Below are 19,111 nucleotides of genomic sequence, written 5' to 3'. Positions count from 1 at the left end.
TCAACCTGGAGGGTGCAGATGGATCCTCAAAGCCCGCTTTATAAGGAAGCCTTGAAATATCACCGGGAGCCCGTTCCGGGCAAACTGGGGGTGGTGCCCCTCAAATCCACCCGGACCCAGTGGGACCTTTCCCTGGCCTATTCCCCCGGGGTGGCTGCCCCTGTGCTGGAAATCGACCGGGAACCGGATCTGGCCTATGAATACACCAACAAGGCCAATCTTGTGGCCGTGGTTTCCAACGGGAGTGCCATTCTGGGCCTCGGCAACCGGGGTGCCCTGGCGTCCAAGCCCGTGATGGAAGGGAAAGGCGTTCTCTTCAAGCGGTTCGGTGACATTGATGTGTATGACCTGGAGGTGAACACAAGCGACCCGGATGTTTTTATCCAGGTGGTGAAAGCCCTGGAGCCCACCTTCGGCGGGATCAACCTGGAGGACATCAAGGCGCCAGAATGCTTCTATATCGAGGAAAAGCTCATCGAACTCATGGACATCCCCGTGTTCCACGACGACCAGCATGGCACGGCCATCATCGCCGGCGCCGGCCTCATTAACGCCCTGGAACTCCAGAACAAGCGGGCCGAAGATGTGAGGGTGGTGATCGTGGGTGCGGGGGCGGCCGGTATCGCCATCGGCAAGTTCCTGCTCCTCCTGGGCGTGCGCAAGGAAAACATTCTTCTGCTGGATTCCAAAGGGGTGATCCACACGGGTCGGACGGATCTCAACCCCTACAAAGCCCAGTTTGCCCAGGAGACCGATGCCCGCACCCTTGAAGACGCCATCCGGGGCGCGGACGTGTTCATTGGCGTGGCGGTGGCCAACCTCCTCACCGAGGAGATGCTTCGTTCCATGGCGGACCGGCCCATCATCTTTGCCCTGGCCAACCCTGATCCGGAAGTGCCCTATGACGTGGCCCGGGCGATTCGACCGGACGCCATCGTGGCCACCGGCCGCTCCGATTATCCCAACCAGGTGAACAACGTCCTGGGATTCCCCTACATCTTCCGGGGTGCGCTGGACGTTCGGGCCCGCAAGATCAACGATGAGATGAAACTCGCCGCGGCTCAGGCCCTTGCGAAACTTGCCCGGGAAGACGTTCCGGACAGCGTGCTCCGGGCCTATAACCTGGACTACCTGGCCTTCGGTCCGGAATACATCCTCCCCAAACCCCTGGATCCCCGGGTGCTCCTGTGGGAGGCACCGGCGGTGGCGAAAGCGGCCATGGAAACCGGAGTGGCCCGCCGGATGCTGGATCTGGACCACTATCGGGAGGAACTGGAAAACCGCCTGGGCAAGGTGTGGGAGGTCCGCCGGTTCTTCATCCAGACCGCGCACAAAGCGCCATCCCACCGGGTGGTATTTGCGGAAGGAGAAGAGGTGTCCATCCTTCGGGCTGCCCACGCCCTGTGGCACCAGAAGATCGCCCGGCCCATTGTCCTGGGACGGAAAGACGTCATCCAGACCCGGATGGAGGGACTGGGCCTCACCGAGGGGATCGAAATTGTGGAGCCCGAGAAGGACGTTCGGCTGGAGAGGTATGCGCAGCACCTGTTTGAGCGCCGGGCCCGCAAAGGCATCACGCTGGAAGAGGCGCGGCGTCTTTTGAGGCTTCCCAACTATTTCGGTGCCATGATGGTGGCCGAAGGGGATGCCGACGCCTTTCTCACCGGTATCACCTATCATTATCCCGATGCCGTCCGTCCCATCCTCCAGGTGATCGGCAAGGCCCCGAACGTACGGCGGGTGGTGGGGGTGTATCTCGTGATCCACGACGGTGAAGTGTTTCTCTTTGCAGACACCACCATGATCATCCACCCCACCCCGGAAGAACTGGTGGACATCACGGTGCAGACCGCGTCCTTTGCCCGGTCCATGGGGCTGGAGCCCCGGGTGGCCCTCCTTTCCTATTCTAACTTCGGAAGCGTGGATGCCGAGGAGACCCGGCGAATCCAGGAGGCCGTTCGGATCCTTCACGAGCGGTATCCCGATCTGGAAGTGGACGGGGAAGTCCAGGCCGACGTGGCCCTTTCCCCCGACCGGCTTCAGAAAGTCTATCCCTTCTCCCACCTGAAACACCGGGCGAACGTTCTTGTCTTCCCGTGCCTGTCTTCTGCCAACATCGCATACAAACTTCTCGCGAAACTCTCCAATGCCGATCTGATCGGTCCCATCCTCCTCGGTACGGCCCGACCGGCCCATGCCCTCCAGCGGGGTGACAGCGTGGATCAGATCGTGACCATGGCCACCGTCGCCCTCTCCCAGGCGGTGTTCGAGAACAAACGCGCGGAAACGGTGGGATGAACCTGAAAATCTGGCTCGCCGAGCACCTTCAGAGGATCCTCCGGGCGCGGTGGGAGGTGGAGGTGGATCTCCCCGTCAGCTATCCCCCGCGCCCGGATCTTGGGGACTACGCATCCAATGCCGGTTTCCTTCTGGCTCCCCACCTTCGCCGTCCACCTCAGGAGATCAGTCGAGAGGTGGCCGAAGCCCTGGAGGGGGTGGAAGGCATCGCCCGGGCGGTGCCCGCGGGCGGGTTTGTGAACGTGTTTCTGGACGATGCCTGGCTTCGGGAGCGCTTCCGGGAAGCGGTTCAGAGAGACTTTCCTCCCTTACCGTCCAGAGACGAACGGGTCCTCCTCGAATTCGTGTCGGCCAACCCCACCGGTCCCCTCAACGTGGTGAGCGCCCGGGCGGCCGCGGTGGGGGACACGTGGAAAAGGATGCTGCGGTTTACCGGTGTTCAGGCAGACGGGGAATATTATGTGAACGATGCCGGCGGCCAGATTCAGGCCCTCCAGGCGTCCCTGGAGTATTTTGCCGGCCTCCGGGATACCTTTCCCGAAGACGGATACCGGGGCGACTATGTGGAGGCCTTTGCCCGTCGCCTCCTGGAAGAAAAGATTCCCCGGGAGCGGTGGGCCCAGCAGGTGGTGGAGTGGATTCTGGAGGACCAGATGGGGGTTCTCCGGGACTACCGGGTGGAATACGATGCGGTGGTCCGGGAATCCTGGATCCGGGCCTCGGACTATCCCCGGAAGGTCCGGAAAAAACTGGCTCCCTATTTGTATGAACAGGACGGTGCGGTGGTGTTCCGGTCCACCGCCTTTCCGCAATTCGGGGACGACAAGGACCGGGTGGTGGTCCGCAGAAACGGTGAACCCACCTATTTCTTCTGGGACCTCGCCTATCACCTCTACAAGGCCGAACGGGGCTACGACCGGCTGGTGGACCTCCTGGGCCCGGATCATCAGGGGTATGTTCCCCGGATGAAAGCGGGGCTGGAAGCGCTGGGCGTGGGGGGCGATCGGCTGGAGGTGCTCATCGTTCAGCAGGTGAATCTCTTCCGGGAAGGCAAACGGGTGCGGATGTCCAAACGGAAGGGCGAATTCTATGAGATGAAAACCCTCCTCGAGGAGGTGGGCGTGGACGCTGCGCGGTTCTTCATGCTCCTTCGGGCGCCGTCCACCCCCCTGGACTTTGATCTCACCCTTGCCCGGAAACTTTCGCAGGACAATCCGGTGTATTATGTGCAGTACACCCACGCACGGACGGTGAACCTTCTCCGATTCGGGGAGGAAAAAGGTCTGGGCCCCACATGGGACCGCCTGGACCTCCTTTCCCTTCCCGAAGAGCGCGCCCTGATCCTTTCGACCCTCCGGATCTACGAAACGGTGGTCGATGCAGCCCGGACGGGCGAGGTCCACCGGCTTCCGCAGTTCCTTCTGGACCTGTCCCGCACCTTCCACGCCTATTACCAGAAGGTCCGGATCGTGACGGAAGACGAGGATCTCTCCCGTGCCCGCCTTGCGCTGGTGGACGGTATCCGGAAAGCGGTGGCCCGGGGGCTTGAGCTGGCCGGTGTGAGCGCGCCGGAGAGCATGTGAGCTCCAGACCGTGACCTTCCTCCAGCCTTTTGTTCTGTGGCTTGCCCCCCTGGTGCTGGCCCCCCTCGTGTTTTTCCTCCTCGGCCCCCGAATCTCCCGGGAGGTGCGTTTCTCCTGGGTGGCCCTTCTCCTGGGGGATCTTCAGGAGGGCCGCAGAGGCCGGCGGATGCGGGACTGGCTCCTGGTGATTCTCCGGATGCTCATCCTGGCGTCTCTGCTTCTGGCCATGGCCCGTCCGGTGTGGATGGGTCGCACGCCCCCTTCCCGCATTGTGGTGGATGCATCCTGGAGCATGCAGCCCCACTGGGACGCCCTCCGGGCCGATCTCCAGGAACTTGCGGGAGCGATCCCGGTGGAAGGTCTCACCGAGGGCAAAATCCAGCCCCTCCCTTCCCGTCCCTACGGGACCCTGGACGCCTTCCCACCGCCGGGTGTCCTCTGGGTGACGGACGGGCAGCACGGAGAGGGATCCGGTCCCGTTGTGATCCTCCCCCGCCCCTGCAACCGGGGGGTTCGGCTTCTCTCCTGGCCCTACGCGGTCCTCCCCGACCGCCCCTTTGAGGTCCAGGTCCTTGCCTACAGCACCTGTGAGGACACCCTGAACCTCCGGCTTCCCGAAGGGCGGATTCAGGCCCGGGACGGGGACACCCTGACCCTTTCCTTTGAGGGCTGCGTGGACGTGGTGGTGACCGAAGGAGATGCCTATCCCGAAGACAACCGTCTCCGGGTGTGTCCTCCCCCCAGGCCCCCGGTCCGGGTGGCCCTTCTCTCGGCCACCGCCGACACCGTGCTCCTTTCTCGCCTCCTTGCTGTCTTCCCTGACCTCTTTCTCCCTTCTTCCCGGGATGGGGCGGATGCCTGGGTGGTGGTGGGGAACCTGGTGCTGGATTACGATGAGGTCCGCAGACGGCGGGGGGTGTGGTTTGCCCCTCCGGAGGGCATGGATCCCGGTCCGGGCTGGAAAGTTTTCCCCTTTCTCCCGGATGAAGCCGGTGGTCTCCAGCTTCTGGAGAATCCGGAACGGCTGCGAGCCTTTTATGACGCCCTGCTGGGAGGATCGGGGGTGTGGCTTTTTGAGGAGGGGGACACGTTGAAACTTCCGAAGGACGCTCTTCTTTCCCCTTCTCCGGGGGACATCCGCCTGGTCCGGGACAGTCTGGAGGTGGTGTTCACAAAAACCGGCGTGTTCCGGGTGGAAGGTCCCGGATCCCTTCTCATCGTGGTCCAGCCCCCGGAGGAGGAGGTGAGGGTGGAGCTGTCCGGTGTTCACAGGGGCCGTCTTCCCCTTCCCCTCACCCGTCCCCTTCTCCTCCTGGCGGTGGTCCTTCTCCTCCTTGAGATCCTGATGGTCCGGCGGAGTTCCTGACCTCGCCGTTTACCGGAGCAGCGTCACCTTCCCCACCATGCCGGTGTGTCCCTGAAGAATGTACACCCCCTTCGGCAGTCCCTCCAGGGTGATCACCCGTTCCCGGGTCCCCCGAGCCACCCGAAAGGCGCGGATGCGCTGACCCACGGGGGTGAAAAGACCCAGCGTCAGATCCTCCGGAGCGCCGCCGGTAAAGCGCAGAATGAGGACCCGTTCTGCGGGATGAACGATGAGGAAGAGACGTTCCCTGACGGGTTGTTCGGCCACGTCGGTTCCCGGGAAGGCGTAGATCTGCAAACCGGTATTCCCGTCGGCCACAAAGGCATCATGGCCTTCGATAACAAACACCCCGCTGGCGGTCCCGGGCGTGTTCCAGAACCCCACTTCCTGAGGAGAAGCCGGAGAGGAGATGTCCACCACCCGGAGACCTGCAGATCCAAAGGCCACAAAGGCATGGCTATCCGCGACGAACACGCTCCGGGCATCCCCTGAAGACAGGTCATAGAACCCCACTTCCTGCGGAGAGGAAGGAGGGGACACGTTCACCACCCGAAGGCCCGCATACCGGTCGGCAACAAAGGCCAGATTTCCGACGACATACACGCCAGAAGCGTAGTCTGGCGTGTCAAAAAGCCCGACTTCCTGAGGAGAGGAAGGACTGGAGATGTCGAAAATTCGCAAACCGGCGCCCCCATCGGCCACAAAGGCGTAGGAACCCGACACAAAGACATCTTCGGCGTATCCCGACGTGGGAACCCATGCCACTTCCTGCGGAGATGTGGGGATGGAAACATCAAGGACCCGCAGTCCGGCGCCTCGATCCACCACATACGCATAGGAGCCAGCTACACGGACCCGGCTCGCCCATCCAATCCCTGCATAAGCCCCCACTTCCTGGGGAGCGGAAGGTGTGGTGATGTCCACCACACGAAGGCCCGAACCCCCATCCGCCACAAGGGCGAGGTTCCCCGACAGGGCGACACCGCTCGCGTTCCCCGGGGTGTCGTATGCGCCCATTTCCTGTGGCCTGCTGAGGGTGGAGAGGTCAAGGATGCGAAGCCCTGCAAGACCATCGGCAACAAAAGCGAGATTGCCGGAAACCACCACGTCGACCGCCAGATCCGGCACGGAGAATCTGCCCGTCTCCTGTGGCGCGGAGGGCGAGGAGATATCCAGAACGAACAGCCCCTGAACATAGTCCACCGCATAGGCCTGATTCCCTGACGCGATCACGCGCCGCACATCTCCCAGGGTGGAAAACGTGCCCACTTCCTGCGGAGAGGAGGGGACTGACACATCCAGGATTCGCACCAGTCCCGATGTTCCATCCGCCTCATAGGCATAATTTCCGGACACGTGAATGCTTCGAACCCACCCTGTGGAGTTGAAAAACCCCACCTCCTGAGGAGAGGAAGGGGTGGACACATCGAGAATGCGCATGCTGCTTCCGTCCGCGACATACGCGTAATTCCCCTGAACATACACGCTCCATGCCTGACCGGGTGTGTCGTAGGTGCCGACGAGGGCAGGCGATGTGGGCGCGGACACATCGAAGATGCGAAGACCATAGGTCCCGTTGGCCACGAACGCGAGATTGCCGGACACAAAAATCCCGTAGGTGGGCGAGGGAAGGGAAAAGGACCCCACTTCCTGGAGGGTTCCGGGGGAGGAAACGTCCACCACGTGCACGCCGTTCCACTCGTCCGTCACAAACGCGTGAGTCCCGGAGACGGCCACGTCCCATGCGTTGCCTAGGCCTGCAAGCCTGCCCAGGCGGACCGGATGAAGGGAGTCCTGCACGTCCCAGATTTCCAGGCCTTCCTCCCCGTCGGCAATGTACAGCCGCTGGGTGGTCGGGTCGTAAAACAGCCCGTTCACGAGCCCCCGTGTGCGGATCTCTGTGGTGATCAGGTGGGGCATGGAAGATGTGCCCACATCCAGGACATAGACCCCTCCGCCAGACCCCAGGAACGCGAGCCCCCGGGAAGGATCCAGAGCAACGGCCTGGGCGCTGGAAAAGGGCCAGTTTCCCACAAAGGCGACGTTCATGGAGTCCAGCTTCGTCCAGGTTTCGGCATGTCCGGAGAGCGAGGGTTTTCCTGCCCATGCTGTGGAACCCAGCGATGAGGCAAGCACAGCCACCAGAAGACCACGGGCATACATGATGGAACCTCCTGTTGTTGGAAACCCGTTCCCCCAAGCCTACAGGACCCGTTCAAGACCATCAACGCAAAATCTCATATATGAGACGGCTTTTCCGCAAAATGGGGGGTCCGGACAGGTTGACGCTCCGGTTTTTCGCCCGTATGGTAAGGCCGACACGGGATTCCCGGGGATGAACCGTCGGACCTTCTTCTGGGCGGCTTTTGATTTCGGGGAGACCATCTTCTCCCTCATGGTGTTCACCTATGCCTTCCCCCTCTTTCTGGACCACATCGGCGGTTCCCACCTCCACCTCACCTCCGGTCGGGCCCTGGCCGTGCTGGCGTTTCTCCTCCTGGGTCCCCTCTGGGCCCGGCACGTGGACCATCGGGGTGGACATGCCCCCCGGCGTCACTTTTTCACCGCCGCCCTGCTCACCGCCCTGTTCACCGTGCTGCTGGGTGTGGGGCACCTCCCTCTGGTGGTGACGGCCTTCATCGTGGCGGGTTTTTTCTATCAGGTCACCCTGGCCTTTTACAACAACCTTCTCCCGGAAGCGGGCGAAGAGCAGGCCGGGCTTGCCTCCGGACTGGGGGTGGCCCTGGGTTATGTGGGTTCGGCCGTGGCCCTTTCCTTCACCCGGCTGTTCCATCCCTCCTATCCCGCCATCTTCCTGGGGACCGCCCTCCTGTTCGGCCTCCTCGGTGCCCTCACCGCCCTTTCCACCCCGCCCCGGGACCAGCGCATATCCGCCCCCACCCTCCGGGACGTCTTCGGCGTGGTGTTCCGGGACCGGGCCTTCGGGGTGTTTCTTCTCGTGGCCTTCACCCTCACCGAACCCGCCCACACCGGGATTCTCCTCCTGTCCCTCTACTTCAAGAAAGTCTTTGCCATGCCGGATAGCCAGATCGCCCTGCTCCTTGCCGGAGGGGCGGTGAGCGCCGCCCTGGGCGCCCTGATGTGGGGAGGCCTCGCCCAGCGGTTCACCGCCCGGAAGGTGTTTGTCTGGCTTTTTCCCCTCTGGACGACGGGCCTCCTTCTCGTGGCCCTCACCCCCCGCTGGGGCGTGTTTCCCCTGGCCCTTCTGCTGGGGGCCCTCCTTGCGGGCATCTGGGTGCTCCTGCGGCTCGTGCTCCTGGAGGGCTTTTCGGATCGCCCCCTCACCCTCTATTTCACCTATCTCGCCCTGATCGAACGGGCGGCCAGCATGGTGGGGCCTCTCCTCTGGAGCGGGGTGGTCCGGGCCCTTCACGACACCCCGGTGGCCTTCCGGACCGGCACGGGGGTGCTCGCCCTCTTCCCCCTGGTGGGGTGGTGGCTGTACCGGCGAACCCGCGGTTCCTGACCCCCCCTGCGTTGATGTTTCCACGCATGGGGCGTATAATCCGTGGGTGATTGTTGGGGTTGGGATTGATATCATCGAAGTGCCCCGGATTGCCCGTGCGCTGGAACGCCACGGGGATCGTTTTTTGAAGCGAATCTACGATCCCCGGGAGGTGGAATACGCGCGGCGGGGTGAGGACATGATCCGGGAACTTGCAGCGCGGTTTGCCGCCAAGGAAGCCGTGGCCAAGGCGCTGGGCACCGGATTTCGTCGCGGCGTTCGCCCGAAAGACATCGTGATCCTGAACCGGCCCAGCGGACAGCCCTACGTGGAACTCGCCGGAAAGGTGGCCCACCTCGCCGAAGGGCTTGTGGCCCATGTATCGCTGAGCCACCTGAAAGAACTCGCCACAGCCATTTGCGTGCTGGAGAGACCGTGATGGAACGGAAACCCCTCTGGATTGTCGCACTGGGAGGCAATGCCCTCCTTCGACCCAACGATCCCTGGACGGTGGACGTGCAGAAGAAACGGGTGCGGGAGACCGTGGCGGATCTGGTCCCGCTCCTGGAACGGGCCTCCATTGTGGTCACCCACGGGAACGGTCCCCAGGTGGGGGCGGCCTTTCTCCGCCACACCGTCACCCGGGAGCTTTATCCTCCCTATCCCCTGGACGTTCTCAATGCGGAAACCGAAGGATGGATCGGCTATCTCATCGCCCAGGCTTTCCGGAACCAAGGCATTGCCGCCGCAACCGTGGTCACCCAGGTGGTGGTGGACCCGAAGGACCCGGCTTTTGAGAACCCCACCAAGTATGTGGGACCCTTCATGACCCGGGAAGAGGCTCAGGAACTTGCGAACCGTTTTGGCTGGACGGTGCGGGAGGATGCCGGCCGGGGCTGGCGGGTGGTGGTGCCTTCCCCTCAACCGCTGGATATCGTGGAAAAAGACGCCATCCGTGCGCTGGTGGAGTCGGGCATCACCCCCATCGCCTGCGGCGGCGGAGGCGTGCCCGTGGTCCGGAAAGGCGACACGCTTGAAGGCGTGGCGGCGGTGATTGACAAGGATCGGGCCTCGGCCCTTCTTGCTCACGAACTCGATGCGGAAATGCTCATTATCCTCACCGGTGTGGAACAGGTGTACCTCAACTTCGGCCGTTACAACGCTACCCCCCTGCACACCGTGCGCCTGAACGAACTCAAAACCTATGCCCGGGATGGCCATTTTCCACCGGGCAACATGGGACCCAAGGTGGAGGCGGTCATCCGGTTCCTGGAGGGGAACGGCCACCGGAAAGCCCTCATCACCTCTCTGGAAGCCCTGCCGGAAGCCCTGGAAGGGAAAACGGGCACCTGGGTGGAGCCATGAAACGAACCCTGCAGGAGGCGTGGAGGGGCTACCGGGTCCGCACCCTCACCGCCTGGATCGCCATGGGGGTGACGGCCCTTTTGCTCCTCATTTTTGGAAGCGCTGTTGCCACCGGCACGGGGTTCTATCTCTTCCTCCAGAACGTCCGCAAAGAGTTCGTGGTGGACGTGTATCTCGAACGGGGCCAGACCTCCCGAACCCGCCAGGACATCCAGACCACCCTGGCGTCCCTGGGAGGGGTGGAACGGGTGGAGTTTGTGGACCGAAAGGAGGCCACCCGGGATTTTCTGTCCCGCTATCCACAGTATCAGCGATTTTTCCGGTTCTTTGTGGATGTTCCTTTCCCCGACCACTTCCGGGTGATCCCCAAGCCCCACTGGCGAACCAGCCGGTTTCTCACCTATCTGGAGGAGGTGGCCCGGAGCCTTCCGGGGGTGGAGGATGCCTATGCCGGGGGGCGCTGGTTGGGACGGCTGGAGCGCTTCACCTTCCTCCTCACCCTGATTTCAGGAAGCTTTCTCCTGGTGGTGTTTCTCGCCCTGTCCATCGTGGTTGCTCAGACCATCCGCCTCACCGTGCTGGCCCGCCACGAGGTGGTCCATCTCCTTCTTCTTCAGGGGGCCCCCCTCTCCATGGTTCGGGCGCCCTTTGAACTCCTGGGCTCCGTGTATGCGGGGGTGGGTGGACTTCTCGCCACCTTCGGGGTCTGGGTGCTCCTGCGGGTGTTCAACCGGGTGCTTCTTCCCTATCCCCGGGAGGTGGAAGCCGGGATCCTTGCGGGTGTGGTGCTGTTTGCCCTCCTCATGGGATATGCCTCTGCCCGGAGCACCCTGGACGACCTCCTGGACCAGGAACTCCCGGTCTGACCATGCGCGTTCTGTGGACGTTCCTCCTTCTGTCCCTGGTTCCTCCGGCCCTCCACGCCCAGGACCGGCTTGAGGAAACCCGGAAGCGGATTGAGCAGATGGAGCGGGAACTGCGGGAATCCCGGGTCCGCCTGTCCAGACTGAAAAAAGAGAAAGCGGCCCTCCTGGCCCAGGTCCAGACCCTGGAAGAGCAGGAGCGCATTCTGGAACAGATCCTCCAGGATCTTTCCGTGCAGGAAAAACTGCTGGACGTCCGCATCGCCCGGATCAACCGGGAGATTGTGCGTCTTGACTCCACGCTGGAAGCCGCGGTGGACCGGATGATTGACGGACTGGTGTTCCTCTACAAGTGGCCCAACCCCCATCCTCTGGCCATCCTGCTGGAGGCCCGCAACCTGTATGACGGGGTGCTGGCCCTCAAGGCGGCGGATCTGGTCCTCACCTACAACGAACGGCTGTATGAGCGGGCGGTGGAGGTCCAGGACAGCCTGGAATATTTCCGGAGCCTCCGGGAAGCCCGGCGGAAGGACCTCCGGGAAGTCCGCAAAACCTTTGAGGCCCGTCGGGCGGAACTCGCCCGAACCCGAAAGGAAAAACGTGCACTTCAAGAACGCCTTTCCCGACAGGAACGACAGGAACTCTCCCGGATCGAAAACCTCCAGAAAACCCTCCGGGAGCTGGAGGCGCTGGTCCAGAAAATCCTCAAAGAGCGGGAAGAAGCCCGGCGTCAGGCAAAAATCGTGGAGGGGATGGGCAAACCCCTGGCCGGTCGCAAACTCATCTGGCCGGTGCCCTCTCGCCGGGTGGTGGCCACCTTTGGGGTGAACGTCCACCCCAAATACAAAACCCGCACAAGGAACAAGGGCATCGACATCGACGCCGGGGCAGGAACGGTGGTTCAGGCGGTGGATCGGGGCGAGGTGGTGTATTCCGACGAGTTTCTGGAATACGGCGGGCTGGTGATCGTGGACCACGGAAGTTTCTATTCCCTGTATGCCAACCTGGGTACCCGGAAGGTCCGCAAAGGGGATCGGGTGAAGCAGGGAGATCCCGTGGGCACGGTGGACAGCCGGGGAATCCTGCATTTTGAACTCCGGGTGGGGGGCCGGGCCGTGAACCCCCTGAGATACCTCCCATGATGTTCTGGTTTTTCCCTGCACTCACCTTTTCCGTCGTGGCACCGGTGGCCTCCACGCCGGAGGTGGAGGAGGTGGGCCTCACCCACCGTCAGGGGGCCTGGGTGGGGGACACCCTGGTGGTGGCCTATCACGCCGTGACGAACGGGGTGTATCAGATCTTCCTGAGAAGATACGCCGGTGGCCTCTGGGAGGATGCCTTCCGCCTGACCCACACCGGCGCAGATACCAAATGGCCCTCCCTGGTCCGGGACGCGCAGGACTCCCTTCACATCGCCTGGCACGATTACCGGGTGGACGGAATTCGGAACGTGGAGATCTTCGCCACCACCTGCACACCCGACCTTGCCTGTCTTCCAGAAACCCGGATCACCTGGACCTCGAGCGGTGGACCGGGCGACAACTCCTATGTGCCCGTTCTTTTTCGGGGACCGGGAGACACCCTCCATCTCGTGTGGTACGATTACCGGGACGATCCTCAGTCCGCCCGGGCCCGGGTGTATCACACCTTCCGTCCGCCGGACGGGGACTGGACCACGCCGCAGATCCCTCTCTCCGACTCCGGTGCCAACGCCCGGTTTCCCTTCATCACCGGCCGGGGAGACACCCTGTTCGTGGTGTGGTCGGACAACGCCCTGGGGGGCTACCGCATCCGGACCCGCCGCCGGACCGCCGCCTGGGAGGCGATGGCCTCCCCTGTTCCTTTCCAGGGCTATGCGCAGGATTATGCCCATGCGGTCTGGTTCGCCGGGGACTGGGTCGTCGCCTTGGAAGAGAACGGCACAGTTCGCCTGTTCCACCCGAACTGGGGACTCCTCACGGTGGGAACAGGGCAAAAACCCCATTTGCTGGCGGCCTGGAACCGCCTGTGGGTGGTGGCCCGGACGGACTCGGCCGTGTGGGGGGTGGCTCTGGATTCGGCCGGCGTACGGCAGGACAGTTTCCGGCTGGTTCGTTCGGGTTCGCTGGCCCACGTGTATGCCGGTGTGTGGGCCACCCTCACGCCGGGTGGAAGGTTGCTTCTTCTCTGGAGCGAGTCCACCGGAACGGGGCGGGATCTGATGTTTGCCCTTTCCTCCGCCACCGCCATTGCGGAACGAGCCCACCCGGTGGTCCAGCCCCGGGACGTTTCGGGACCGCTGGACCTCCTGGGCCGGAAAGCCCGCGGAGTCCGGCGCGGGTTTCTCTTTCATGGACAGGGACGAAAAGAGGTGGTGATCCGGTGAAACGCGTGATTCTGCTCTTCGGGTTGGTGTTCCTTGCCGGTTGTGTGTACACGTTTTCCATGAGTGCGCCCGGCGGCGCCCGGACCATTGCGGTCCCGGTGTTTCTGAACCAGAGCCCCCGGCCGGGGGTGGAGCTGGATCTCACCTCCTCGGTGATCCGGGCGCTGGATGAAGACGGACGGCTGCGGGTGGTGAGCGACACGGCCCGGGCGGACCTTCTTCTCCTGGGGGTGGTGAAGGCGTACACCTGGGAGCCCTACACCTACGACGAAACCGGGAAAGTCCTGACCTATCGGGTGCGTCTGGATGTGGATGTCACGGTGGAGAACCGGCGGGACACCACCGCCTCCTTTACGATGCAGATCTCACCCTGGGGGAGTTATGATGCGGAAACGGAAAGGGAACAGGACGGCCTCGCCCGGGCGGCCGAAGACCTCGCCCGGCAGGTCCTCCAGAAGATCTTCGCCACCTCCTTCTGAACACCCGCCTCTCCTCGGTCCGGTCGTGGTGGAAAAACTCGTGGAAGGAGGGGACGGGCTGGGCCACTGGGATGGAAAGGCGGTGTTTGTGCCCTACGGCGCCCCCGGCGATCGCGTTCTGGGCGTGGTGGTGAAGGAAACCCCGGACTGGATGACGCTGGAGGTCCGGAAACTTCTGGAGGCCTCCCCGGACCGGGTGGAGCCGAGCTGTGAGGTGTTTGGGCTGTGCGGGGGGTGTCAGTGGCAGCATCTTTCCTATGGGGCGCAGCTCCGGTGGAAGAAAGCCATCGTCCGGGAAGCCTTTGCCCGGATCGCCGGCATTCACGAACTCCCCCTGGAGGACACCCGTCCCTCCCCCACACCCTTTCCCTTTGTGTACCGGAACAAGGCCATCATCCCCCTCGCCTGGGATCGGGGACGGATCCGGATGGGCTTTTATCGCCGGGGCACCCATGAGGTGGTGGACGCCCCGGAATGCCCGGTGCTGGCCGGTCCCCTGAACTTCCTGTGGCACGGAATCCGGGACCTTCTGTCCCGGGAGCCCATCACGGTGTATGACGAGCAGCGTCACCACGGGAAACTCCGCCATCTCGTTCTCCGGATGGGGATGAACACGGGGGAGATCCTGGTGGGTTTTGTGGTGAAAGAGCCCGCCATTGCCCGGAAGTTTGCCGAAAAGGTGCGCGCGCTTTCTCCACGGGTGGTGGGGGTGTTCGAGAACCGCAACCCCCGGAAAACCAACATGATCTTTGGCGACGACACCCGTGTGATCGCCGGACAGGGGTATTTCCGGGAACGGGTGCTCCACCACACCTACCGGGTGAGCGCCCTGTCCTTCTTTCAGGTGAACACCCACGCGGTGGAAGCCCTGATCCGGGAATGGTTGCCCCATCTGGACGAGATGGACGTGGCGGTGGACGCCTATGCCGGGGTGGGCCTGTTCGCCCTGTTCCTTGCCGAGCGGGCCCGGCGGGTGATCGCGGTGGAGGTGGCGCCCTCGTCCGTGGTGGACCTGGAAGCCAACGTGCGGGCGGAGGACCTTCTGAACGTGGAGGTTCGGGTGGGGGCGGTGGAGGATCACGCGCCGTCCTGGCCCGAGCGGATGGATCTTCTCTTTGTGGACCCGCCCCGTCAGGGCCTCCATCCCAGGGTGCTCCAGGAGATCCTGAAGCGGAACATCCCGGAGATCCACTATCTTTCCTGCAAAGCCTCCACCCTTGCCCGGGATGCCCGGGTGCTTCTCGAAAACGGATACGAACTGGTCCAGCTCATCCCGTACGACTTCTTCCCTCAGACCCACCACGTGGAGACCTTCGCCCGGTTCCGGAGGAAGGCGTGACCATCCAGGAAATCCTTGCCATACCCCATCTTCCCGTTCGGGCGCGGGTGGTGGTGGAAGGCTTTCTGGCGGGAATGCACCGATCGCCCTACCACGGCTTTTCTGTCCAGTTTTCAGAGCACCGTCCCTACACCCCCGGGGACGACCTCCGGTTTCTGGACTGGAAGGTGTATGCCCGGCGGGAACGGCTCTATGTCAAACGCTTTGAAGAGGAGACCAACCTCCGGGCCTATCTCCTTCTGGACGTCTCCGGTTCCATGGCCTTCGGGTCCAAGTGGGAGGTCGCCCGCACCCTGGCGGCGGCCCTGGCCTATCTCCTTTATCTCCAGCGGGATGCGGTGGGGCTGTGGACCTTCCCGGAACGGGACGCGCTTCCCCCCCGAACCGGTCGGCTCCATCTCCAGCGACTGTTCGGCCTGCTGGAAGGCCTGGTCCCGTCGGGTCCGCCAGACATGGACGCCTTCCGGAACACCCTCCAGACGATGCGGGGCCGGAGTCTGGTGGTGTGGATCACGGACGGTCTGATGCCCTTAGAGGGTTTTCTGGAAAGCCTTCGCCTCACCCGAACCGCCCGGCGGGACGTGCTGGTGTTTCAGGTTCTGGATCGGGACGAATTACGTTTTCCCTTTCGGGGGGGGCTCCGGTTCGTGGATCTGGAGACGAGGGAGGCGGTGGAGGCGGATGCCGAAGCCATCCGGGACCTCTATGAACGGCGTCTTCAAGAACATCTCCATCGTTTTCGGGATGGGGTGCTCTCCCTGGATGTGGAGCACACCCTGATCTCCACGGAAGGATCCTTCCTTCCTGCCCTCCTCACTCTCCTTCACCACCGAAAGCGCTGGTTCTGACCGTATCGGAGGGCGTGCAGAGAAGGGGGAAAAGGTCGTTCAGAAGGTTGGCGGGATAGCGGATCACCCGCGGCCGGTCCCCGTGGATCACCACCCGGGTGAGGGAGGCGTCCACCCAGGGTTCCAGCGTGTCGGGAAGGTGGATCACCCGGTCCATCCAGGAAGCGAGAGCGGTATCGGGAATCCACCCTTCGCTGTGGTCACAGGGGCAGTCGTTCCGGTACACCAGACGGGGAGTGCAGACAAACCGGAAAGCGTAGCCGTTTGCCTGCGGTTTCATGGAGAGGAAGGCCTCATAGTGGGTGCCCACAACCGTTCGCTCCCACACCCGGAGAGAAAGGCCCACAGGACGCGAAGACGGTGGAGCCGTCCGGCATGTTCCGAGGGCTGCAACCATGAACCACCCGACCCAGCGTTTCATGAGGCGCGTTTCACCAGGTCCTTGAGGGGGGTTTCCGGGCACAGGGCGGCCAGGCGGGCCAGGCGTTCGGAAAGGGACAGGCGGGTGCGCACCACATCCATCCGGACGGGGACGAGTTTGCCCCCCCGGAAGGGATGGAGGGACAGGGGCTCCACCAGCGTGAACCCCGGTTCCACCACCCCCACCGGGACCACCCGTTCCGCCACGGGCTTCCGGCGATAGGTCACCTGGATCCGGATTTCCCGGATCCGCGCCGGAGGCATGAAGTGGGCCATGAACCGCCGGACGATGCGGTCCCACATCCGCTCCAGTTCCCTGAGATCCACCCTCCGGGCAAAAAGCTCGGCAAGATCCGGGGGAAGAAGGGGCGCAACCGGCACAAGTTCACCGGGGGCAGGCTCCAGAGGCCTTTCCCGGAAAAGGTCGTCCTTTCCCAGGAACCGCCGGAGCATTCGCCGGGCGATCCCGGAGAAGGGGACCTCCCCGTGAACCTCCCGCGTGAGGGGATCCAGCAGGAGTCCCGCCCCCACCAGCACCTCCACGAGATAGGGCAGGCGGGGAAGGCGATCTTCCGGGGTCCCGCGCACCAGGTCGGCCACCGTGAGGGGACCGGGGGGAAAAACCTCCCGATCCGGATGATCCTCCACGTGAACGCGGAAACGCTCCACCTCCCCGAGGGGCGGAAGATCCTCCAGGTCTTCCCCCAGCGTGAGCGTGAACCCGTTCACCCGGAGCACCCGTTCCTCGTGCTCCTCGGGAGGAGGGAGGGGATGACCGCAGGAAGACACCGTCCGCACCCCCGGGACGGGATGGCGTCCCCGGATCACCGGAATCACCGGAGGTTGCTCTGAATCCGCAAGCCACACCTCCGGCACCCAGGCCCATCCCCCGGAGAACCGGACCCAGGGTTCCGAAGAAGGCGAGCGCGTCCACCCCCGGGGTGCGGGGGGCCAGGGAGGTGGACGGTCCTGGAAGAGATCCCGGGGGCGATACCGGGCCATACGGGCAAGAAACACCGGGAGGTGTTCGGGGAGGAGGGCCACCTCCACCTGAACCCACGGGGGGAGACGATCCAGCCACCGCACATACCGGGGAACGTCCGGGACCTCCCAGACCCATCCATCCGAAGAGATCTCAAAGGACACCGGGAAAGACCCCTGGAGGGCACGCACGTGCTGAGGATCCCGGAAAAACCGCTCCAGATATTCGGTGGCCTCTTCTTCAAACCGCTGGGGCCGGGTTGAATAGTGGGCGAGCCACTCCACCACCAGGGTCTCTGGAAGGCGGCCCCGGAGGAGGATCACCAGGGCATACAGGTCTTCCCTTCGTGCAGGGGGCCAGGAGATCCGCCGGAGAGGGAGCTTTCCCCGGACCACCCGGATGCCGGATGTCCAGATCTCCTCCGGTTCTGGAAGATCCAGGGTTTCGGGGGTGAGGGGGACGGGACGGTGGACCCGGGGGCCTTCCCAGGGAACCCACCAGGAACGGACGGGCTTCCCTTCCCGGGTTCGGGCGGGTTGACGGAGGGGGAGTTCCCGGATATGCTCTCCCAAACGGATCCGGGCTTTCTCCAGGAGATCATCCCACGGCACCCACACCCACACCTCCTCTCCCTCGTCCACCCGTCGGGTCCAGAGGGAAAGGAGGAAGGCGTGAAGGTCGTTCACCCGTCAGGATGAGGCCGGAGAGGCTTCCTCGTCCTCCACGAGGCCGGCTTTCTTCCGGATGGCCTGCTCAATTTCCGCAGCGAGTTCCGGGTTCTCTGCAAGAAGCTGACGCACGTTGTCCCGTCCCTGACCGAGCTGCTTGTCGCCATAAGAGAACCAGGATCCGCTTTTCTTGATGACGCCGTATTCCACCCCGAGATCCACCAGCTCACCGAGCCTGGAAATCCCCTGGCCATAGAGGATATCAAAGCGAGCAACCCGGTAAGGCGGGGCCAGTTTGTTTTTCACCACTTTGGCGGTGACTTCGATGCCGACCGCCTCGCCCTTATCCTTGATGGGGCTGGATTTGGCGTGGACGGAGATCCGGACGCTGGCCGCAAACTTCAGGGCGAGACCGCCGGGGGTGGTCTCCGGATTGCCGTACGCCTGGATTTTGTGGCGGATCTGGTTGATGAAGATCACGATGGCGTTGGACCGGGAGACCACACCGGTGAGACGGCGAATGGCCCGGGACATGAGGCGGGCCTGGACACCCACGCCCTGATCGTCAATGGTTCCTTCGATCTCCGCCCGGGGAACCAGGGCTGCCACCGAGTCCACCACCACCAGGTCCACCGCGCCGCTGGAGACGAGTTTCTCCACAATGTCCAGGGCCTGTTCTCCCGTATCGGGCTGAGAGATATACAGGCTTTCCAGGTCCACGCCCAGCCGGGCGGCATAGGTGGGGTCCAGGGCGTGTTCCGCATCAATGAAGGCCGCGATCCCCCCGTGCTTCTGCGCCTCGGCGATGGCGTGAAGGGCGACGGTGGTTTTCCCGGAAGCCTCCGCCCCATAGATCTCCACGATCCGGCCCCGGGGATAGCCGCCAATGCCCAGGGCGATGTCCAGGGAGAGGGATCCGGTGGGGATCACGTCCACCTTTTTCCCCACCATCTCTCCCAGGCGCATGATGGTGCCTTCACCGTGAGATTTCTGGATCTGTTTGATGGCGGCCTCCAGGGCTTTGAGCCGCTCCTTGAGTTCCGGGTTGTTTTTCCTGCTCATTCTCTCC

16 protein-coding genes are annotated in these 19,111 nt (G+C 63.5%); 12 read left to right on the top strand and 4 right to left on the bottom strand.

Annotated elements, in window-relative coordinates; translation table 11 throughout:
- Nucleotides 1-18 precede the first annotated feature (18 nt).
- From AC6HU3_RS09850 to AC6HU3_RS09840, 3 genes are read left to right on the top strand one after another with little or no spacing between them, the layout of a single operon-like run.
- Entirely contained in the window at nucleotides 19-2,298 is a 2,280-nt protein-coding gene (locus AC6HU3_RS09850; protein WP_497473593.1) for an NADP-dependent malic enzyme, read from the top strand.
- Nucleotides 2,295-3,881, top strand: a complete 1,587-nt coding sequence (argS, locus tag AC6HU3_RS09845) for an arginine--tRNA ligase (protein ID WP_497473592.1) — start codon at nucleotides 2,295-2,297, stop codon at nucleotides 3,879-3,881. The genes AC6HU3_RS09850 and argS overlap by 4 nt, the downstream gene beginning before the upstream one ends.
- A gap of 10 nt (nucleotides 3,882-3,891) precedes the next feature.
- Nucleotides 3,892-5,247, top strand: a complete 1,356-nt coding sequence (locus AC6HU3_RS09840) for a BatA domain-containing protein (RefSeq protein ID WP_497473591.1) — start codon at nucleotides 3,892-3,894, stop codon at nucleotides 5,245-5,247.
- A 9-nt stretch (nucleotides 5,248-5,256) separates the two neighbouring features.
- Here AC6HU3_RS09840 and AC6HU3_RS09835 read toward each other — a convergent pair whose 3' ends face one another.
- Nucleotides 5,257-7,410 carry an LVIVD repeat-containing protein gene (locus tag AC6HU3_RS09835; RefSeq protein WP_497473590.1) on the bottom strand — a complete coding sequence of 718 codons (2,154 nt, stop codon included), beginning with the start codon at nucleotides 7,408-7,410 and terminating at the stop codon, nucleotides 5,257-5,259.
- Between the two features lie 172 nt (nucleotides 7,411-7,582).
- On the opposite strand from AC6HU3_RS09835, the gene AC6HU3_RS09830 reads away from it, so the two are divergent.
- Genes AC6HU3_RS09830 through AC6HU3_RS09790 form a run of 9 tightly spaced genes read left to right on the top strand, consistent with a single transcriptional unit; the run spans nucleotide 7,583 to nucleotide 15,972 of the window.
- Nucleotides 7,583-8,734 carry an MFS transporter gene (locus tag AC6HU3_RS09830; protein WP_497473589.1) on the top strand — a complete coding sequence of 384 codons (1,152 nt, stop codon included), beginning with the start codon at nucleotides 7,583-7,585 and terminating at the stop codon, nucleotides 8,732-8,734.
- Nucleotides 8,735-8,780: 46 nt separating this feature from the next.
- Nucleotides 8,781-9,152, top strand: a complete 372-nt coding sequence (gene acpS, locus AC6HU3_RS09825) for a holo-ACP synthase (RefSeq protein ID WP_497473588.1) — start codon at nucleotides 8,781-8,783, stop codon at nucleotides 9,150-9,152.
- Complete coding sequence (arcC, locus tag AC6HU3_RS09820) at nucleotides 9,152-10,078, top strand: carbamate kinase (protein ID WP_497473587.1); 927 nt, start codon at nucleotides 9,152-9,154, stop codon at nucleotides 10,076-10,078. The genes acpS and arcC overlap by 1 nt, the downstream gene beginning before the upstream one ends.
- The gene (locus AC6HU3_RS09815; RefSeq protein ID WP_497473586.1) at nucleotides 10,075-10,944 is read left to right on the top strand and encodes a cell division protein FtsX; all 870 of its coding nucleotides are present in this window, start codon (nucleotides 10,075-10,077) and stop codon (nucleotides 10,942-10,944) included. The genes arcC and AC6HU3_RS09815 overlap by 4 nt, the downstream gene beginning before the upstream one ends.
- 2 nt (nucleotides 10,945-10,946) lie before the next feature.
- The gene (locus AC6HU3_RS09810) at nucleotides 10,947-12,083 is read left to right on the top strand and encodes a murein hydrolase activator EnvC family protein (protein ID WP_497473585.1); all 1,137 of its coding nucleotides are present in this window, start codon (nucleotides 10,947-10,949) and stop codon (nucleotides 12,081-12,083) included.
- Complete coding sequence (locus tag AC6HU3_RS09805; protein ID WP_497473584.1) at nucleotides 12,080-13,306, top strand: hypothetical protein; 1,227 nt, start codon at nucleotides 12,080-12,082, stop codon at nucleotides 13,304-13,306. Before AC6HU3_RS09810 ends, AC6HU3_RS09805 begins: the two co-directional genes overlap by 4 nt.
- The gene (locus AC6HU3_RS09800) at nucleotides 13,303-13,785 is read left to right on the top strand and encodes an LptE family protein (protein WP_497473583.1); all 483 of its coding nucleotides are present in this window, start codon (nucleotides 13,303-13,305) and stop codon (nucleotides 13,783-13,785) included. The genes AC6HU3_RS09805 and AC6HU3_RS09800 overlap by 4 nt, the downstream gene beginning before the upstream one ends.
- A 25-nt stretch (nucleotides 13,786-13,810) precedes the next feature.
- Entirely contained in the window at nucleotides 13,811-15,124 is a 1,314-nt protein-coding gene (gene rlmD / locus AC6HU3_RS09795) for a 23S rRNA (uracil(1939)-C(5))-methyltransferase RlmD (RefSeq protein WP_497473582.1), read from the top strand.
- On the top strand, nucleotides 15,121-15,972 hold the full coding sequence (locus tag AC6HU3_RS09790) for a DUF58 domain-containing protein (protein ID WP_497473581.1): 852 nt from the start codon (nucleotides 15,121-15,123) through the stop codon (nucleotides 15,970-15,972). The genes rlmD and AC6HU3_RS09790 overlap by 4 nt, the downstream gene beginning before the upstream one ends.
- On the opposite strand, the gene AC6HU3_RS09785 is transcribed toward AC6HU3_RS09790, so the two are convergent.
- The 3 genes from AC6HU3_RS09785 to recA are packed head-to-tail and all read right to left on the bottom strand — an operon-like array spanning nucleotide 15,938 to nucleotide 19,104.
- On the bottom strand, nucleotides 15,938-16,393 hold the full coding sequence (locus AC6HU3_RS09785; protein ID WP_497473580.1) for a hypothetical protein: 456 nt from the start codon (nucleotides 16,391-16,393) through the stop codon (nucleotides 15,938-15,940). The two genes, AC6HU3_RS09790 and AC6HU3_RS09785, sit on opposite strands and share 35 nt — an antisense overlap.
- Complete coding sequence (locus AC6HU3_RS09780) at nucleotides 16,390-18,060, bottom strand: hypothetical protein (protein WP_497473579.1); 1,671 nt, start codon at nucleotides 18,058-18,060, stop codon at nucleotides 16,390-16,392. The genes AC6HU3_RS09785 and AC6HU3_RS09780 overlap by 4 nt, the downstream gene beginning before the upstream one ends.
- Before the next feature lie 3 nt (nucleotides 18,061-18,063).
- The gene (gene recA, locus AC6HU3_RS09775) at nucleotides 18,064-19,104 is read right to left on the bottom strand and encodes a recombinase RecA (RefSeq protein ID WP_497473578.1); all 1,041 of its coding nucleotides are present in this window, start codon (nucleotides 19,102-19,104) and stop codon (nucleotides 18,064-18,066) included.
- Nucleotides 19,105-19,111: the final 7 nt, after the last annotated feature.

This window comes from Caldifarcimen microaerophilum (assembly GCF_055387105.1).
Note: the sequence above shows the minus strand (reverse complement) of the source record. Positions and strands in the feature narration are given on the sequence as shown.

Coding starts and splice junctions, on each gene's coding strand:
- AC6HU3_RS09850 (WP_497473593.1), top strand. CDS start 19: ATGGATCCTCAAAGCCCGCTTTATAAGGAAGCCTTGAAATATCACCGG.
- argS (WP_497473592.1), top strand. CDS start 2,295: ATGAACCTGAAAATCTGGCTCGCCGAGCACCTTCAGAGGATCCTCCGG.
- AC6HU3_RS09835 (WP_497473590.1), bottom strand. CDS start 7,410: ATGTATGCCCGTGGTCTTCTGGTGGCTGTGCTTGCCTCATCGCTGGGT.
- AC6HU3_RS09830 (WP_497473589.1), top strand. CDS start 7,583: ATGAACCGTCGGACCTTCTTCTGGGCGGCTTTTGATTTCGGGGAGACC.
- arcC (WP_497473587.1), top strand. CDS start 9,152: ATGGAACGGAAACCCCTCTGGATTGTCGCACTGGGAGGCAATGCCCTC.
- AC6HU3_RS09815 (WP_497473586.1), top strand. CDS start 10,075: ATGAAACGAACCCTGCAGGAGGCGTGGAGGGGCTACCGGGTCCGCACC.
- AC6HU3_RS09810 (WP_497473585.1), top strand. CDS start 10,947: ATGCGCGTTCTGTGGACGTTCCTCCTTCTGTCCCTGGTTCCTCCGGCC.
- AC6HU3_RS09805 (WP_497473584.1), top strand. CDS start 12,080: ATGATGTTCTGGTTTTTCCCTGCACTCACCTTTTCCGTCGTGGCACCG.
- AC6HU3_RS09785 (WP_497473580.1), bottom strand. CDS start 16,393: ATGAAACGCTGGGTCGGGTGGTTCATGGTTGCAGCCCTCGGAACATGC.
- recA (WP_497473578.1), bottom strand. CDS start 19,104: ATGAGCAGGAAAAACAACCCGGAACTCAAGGAGCGGCTCAAAGCCCTG.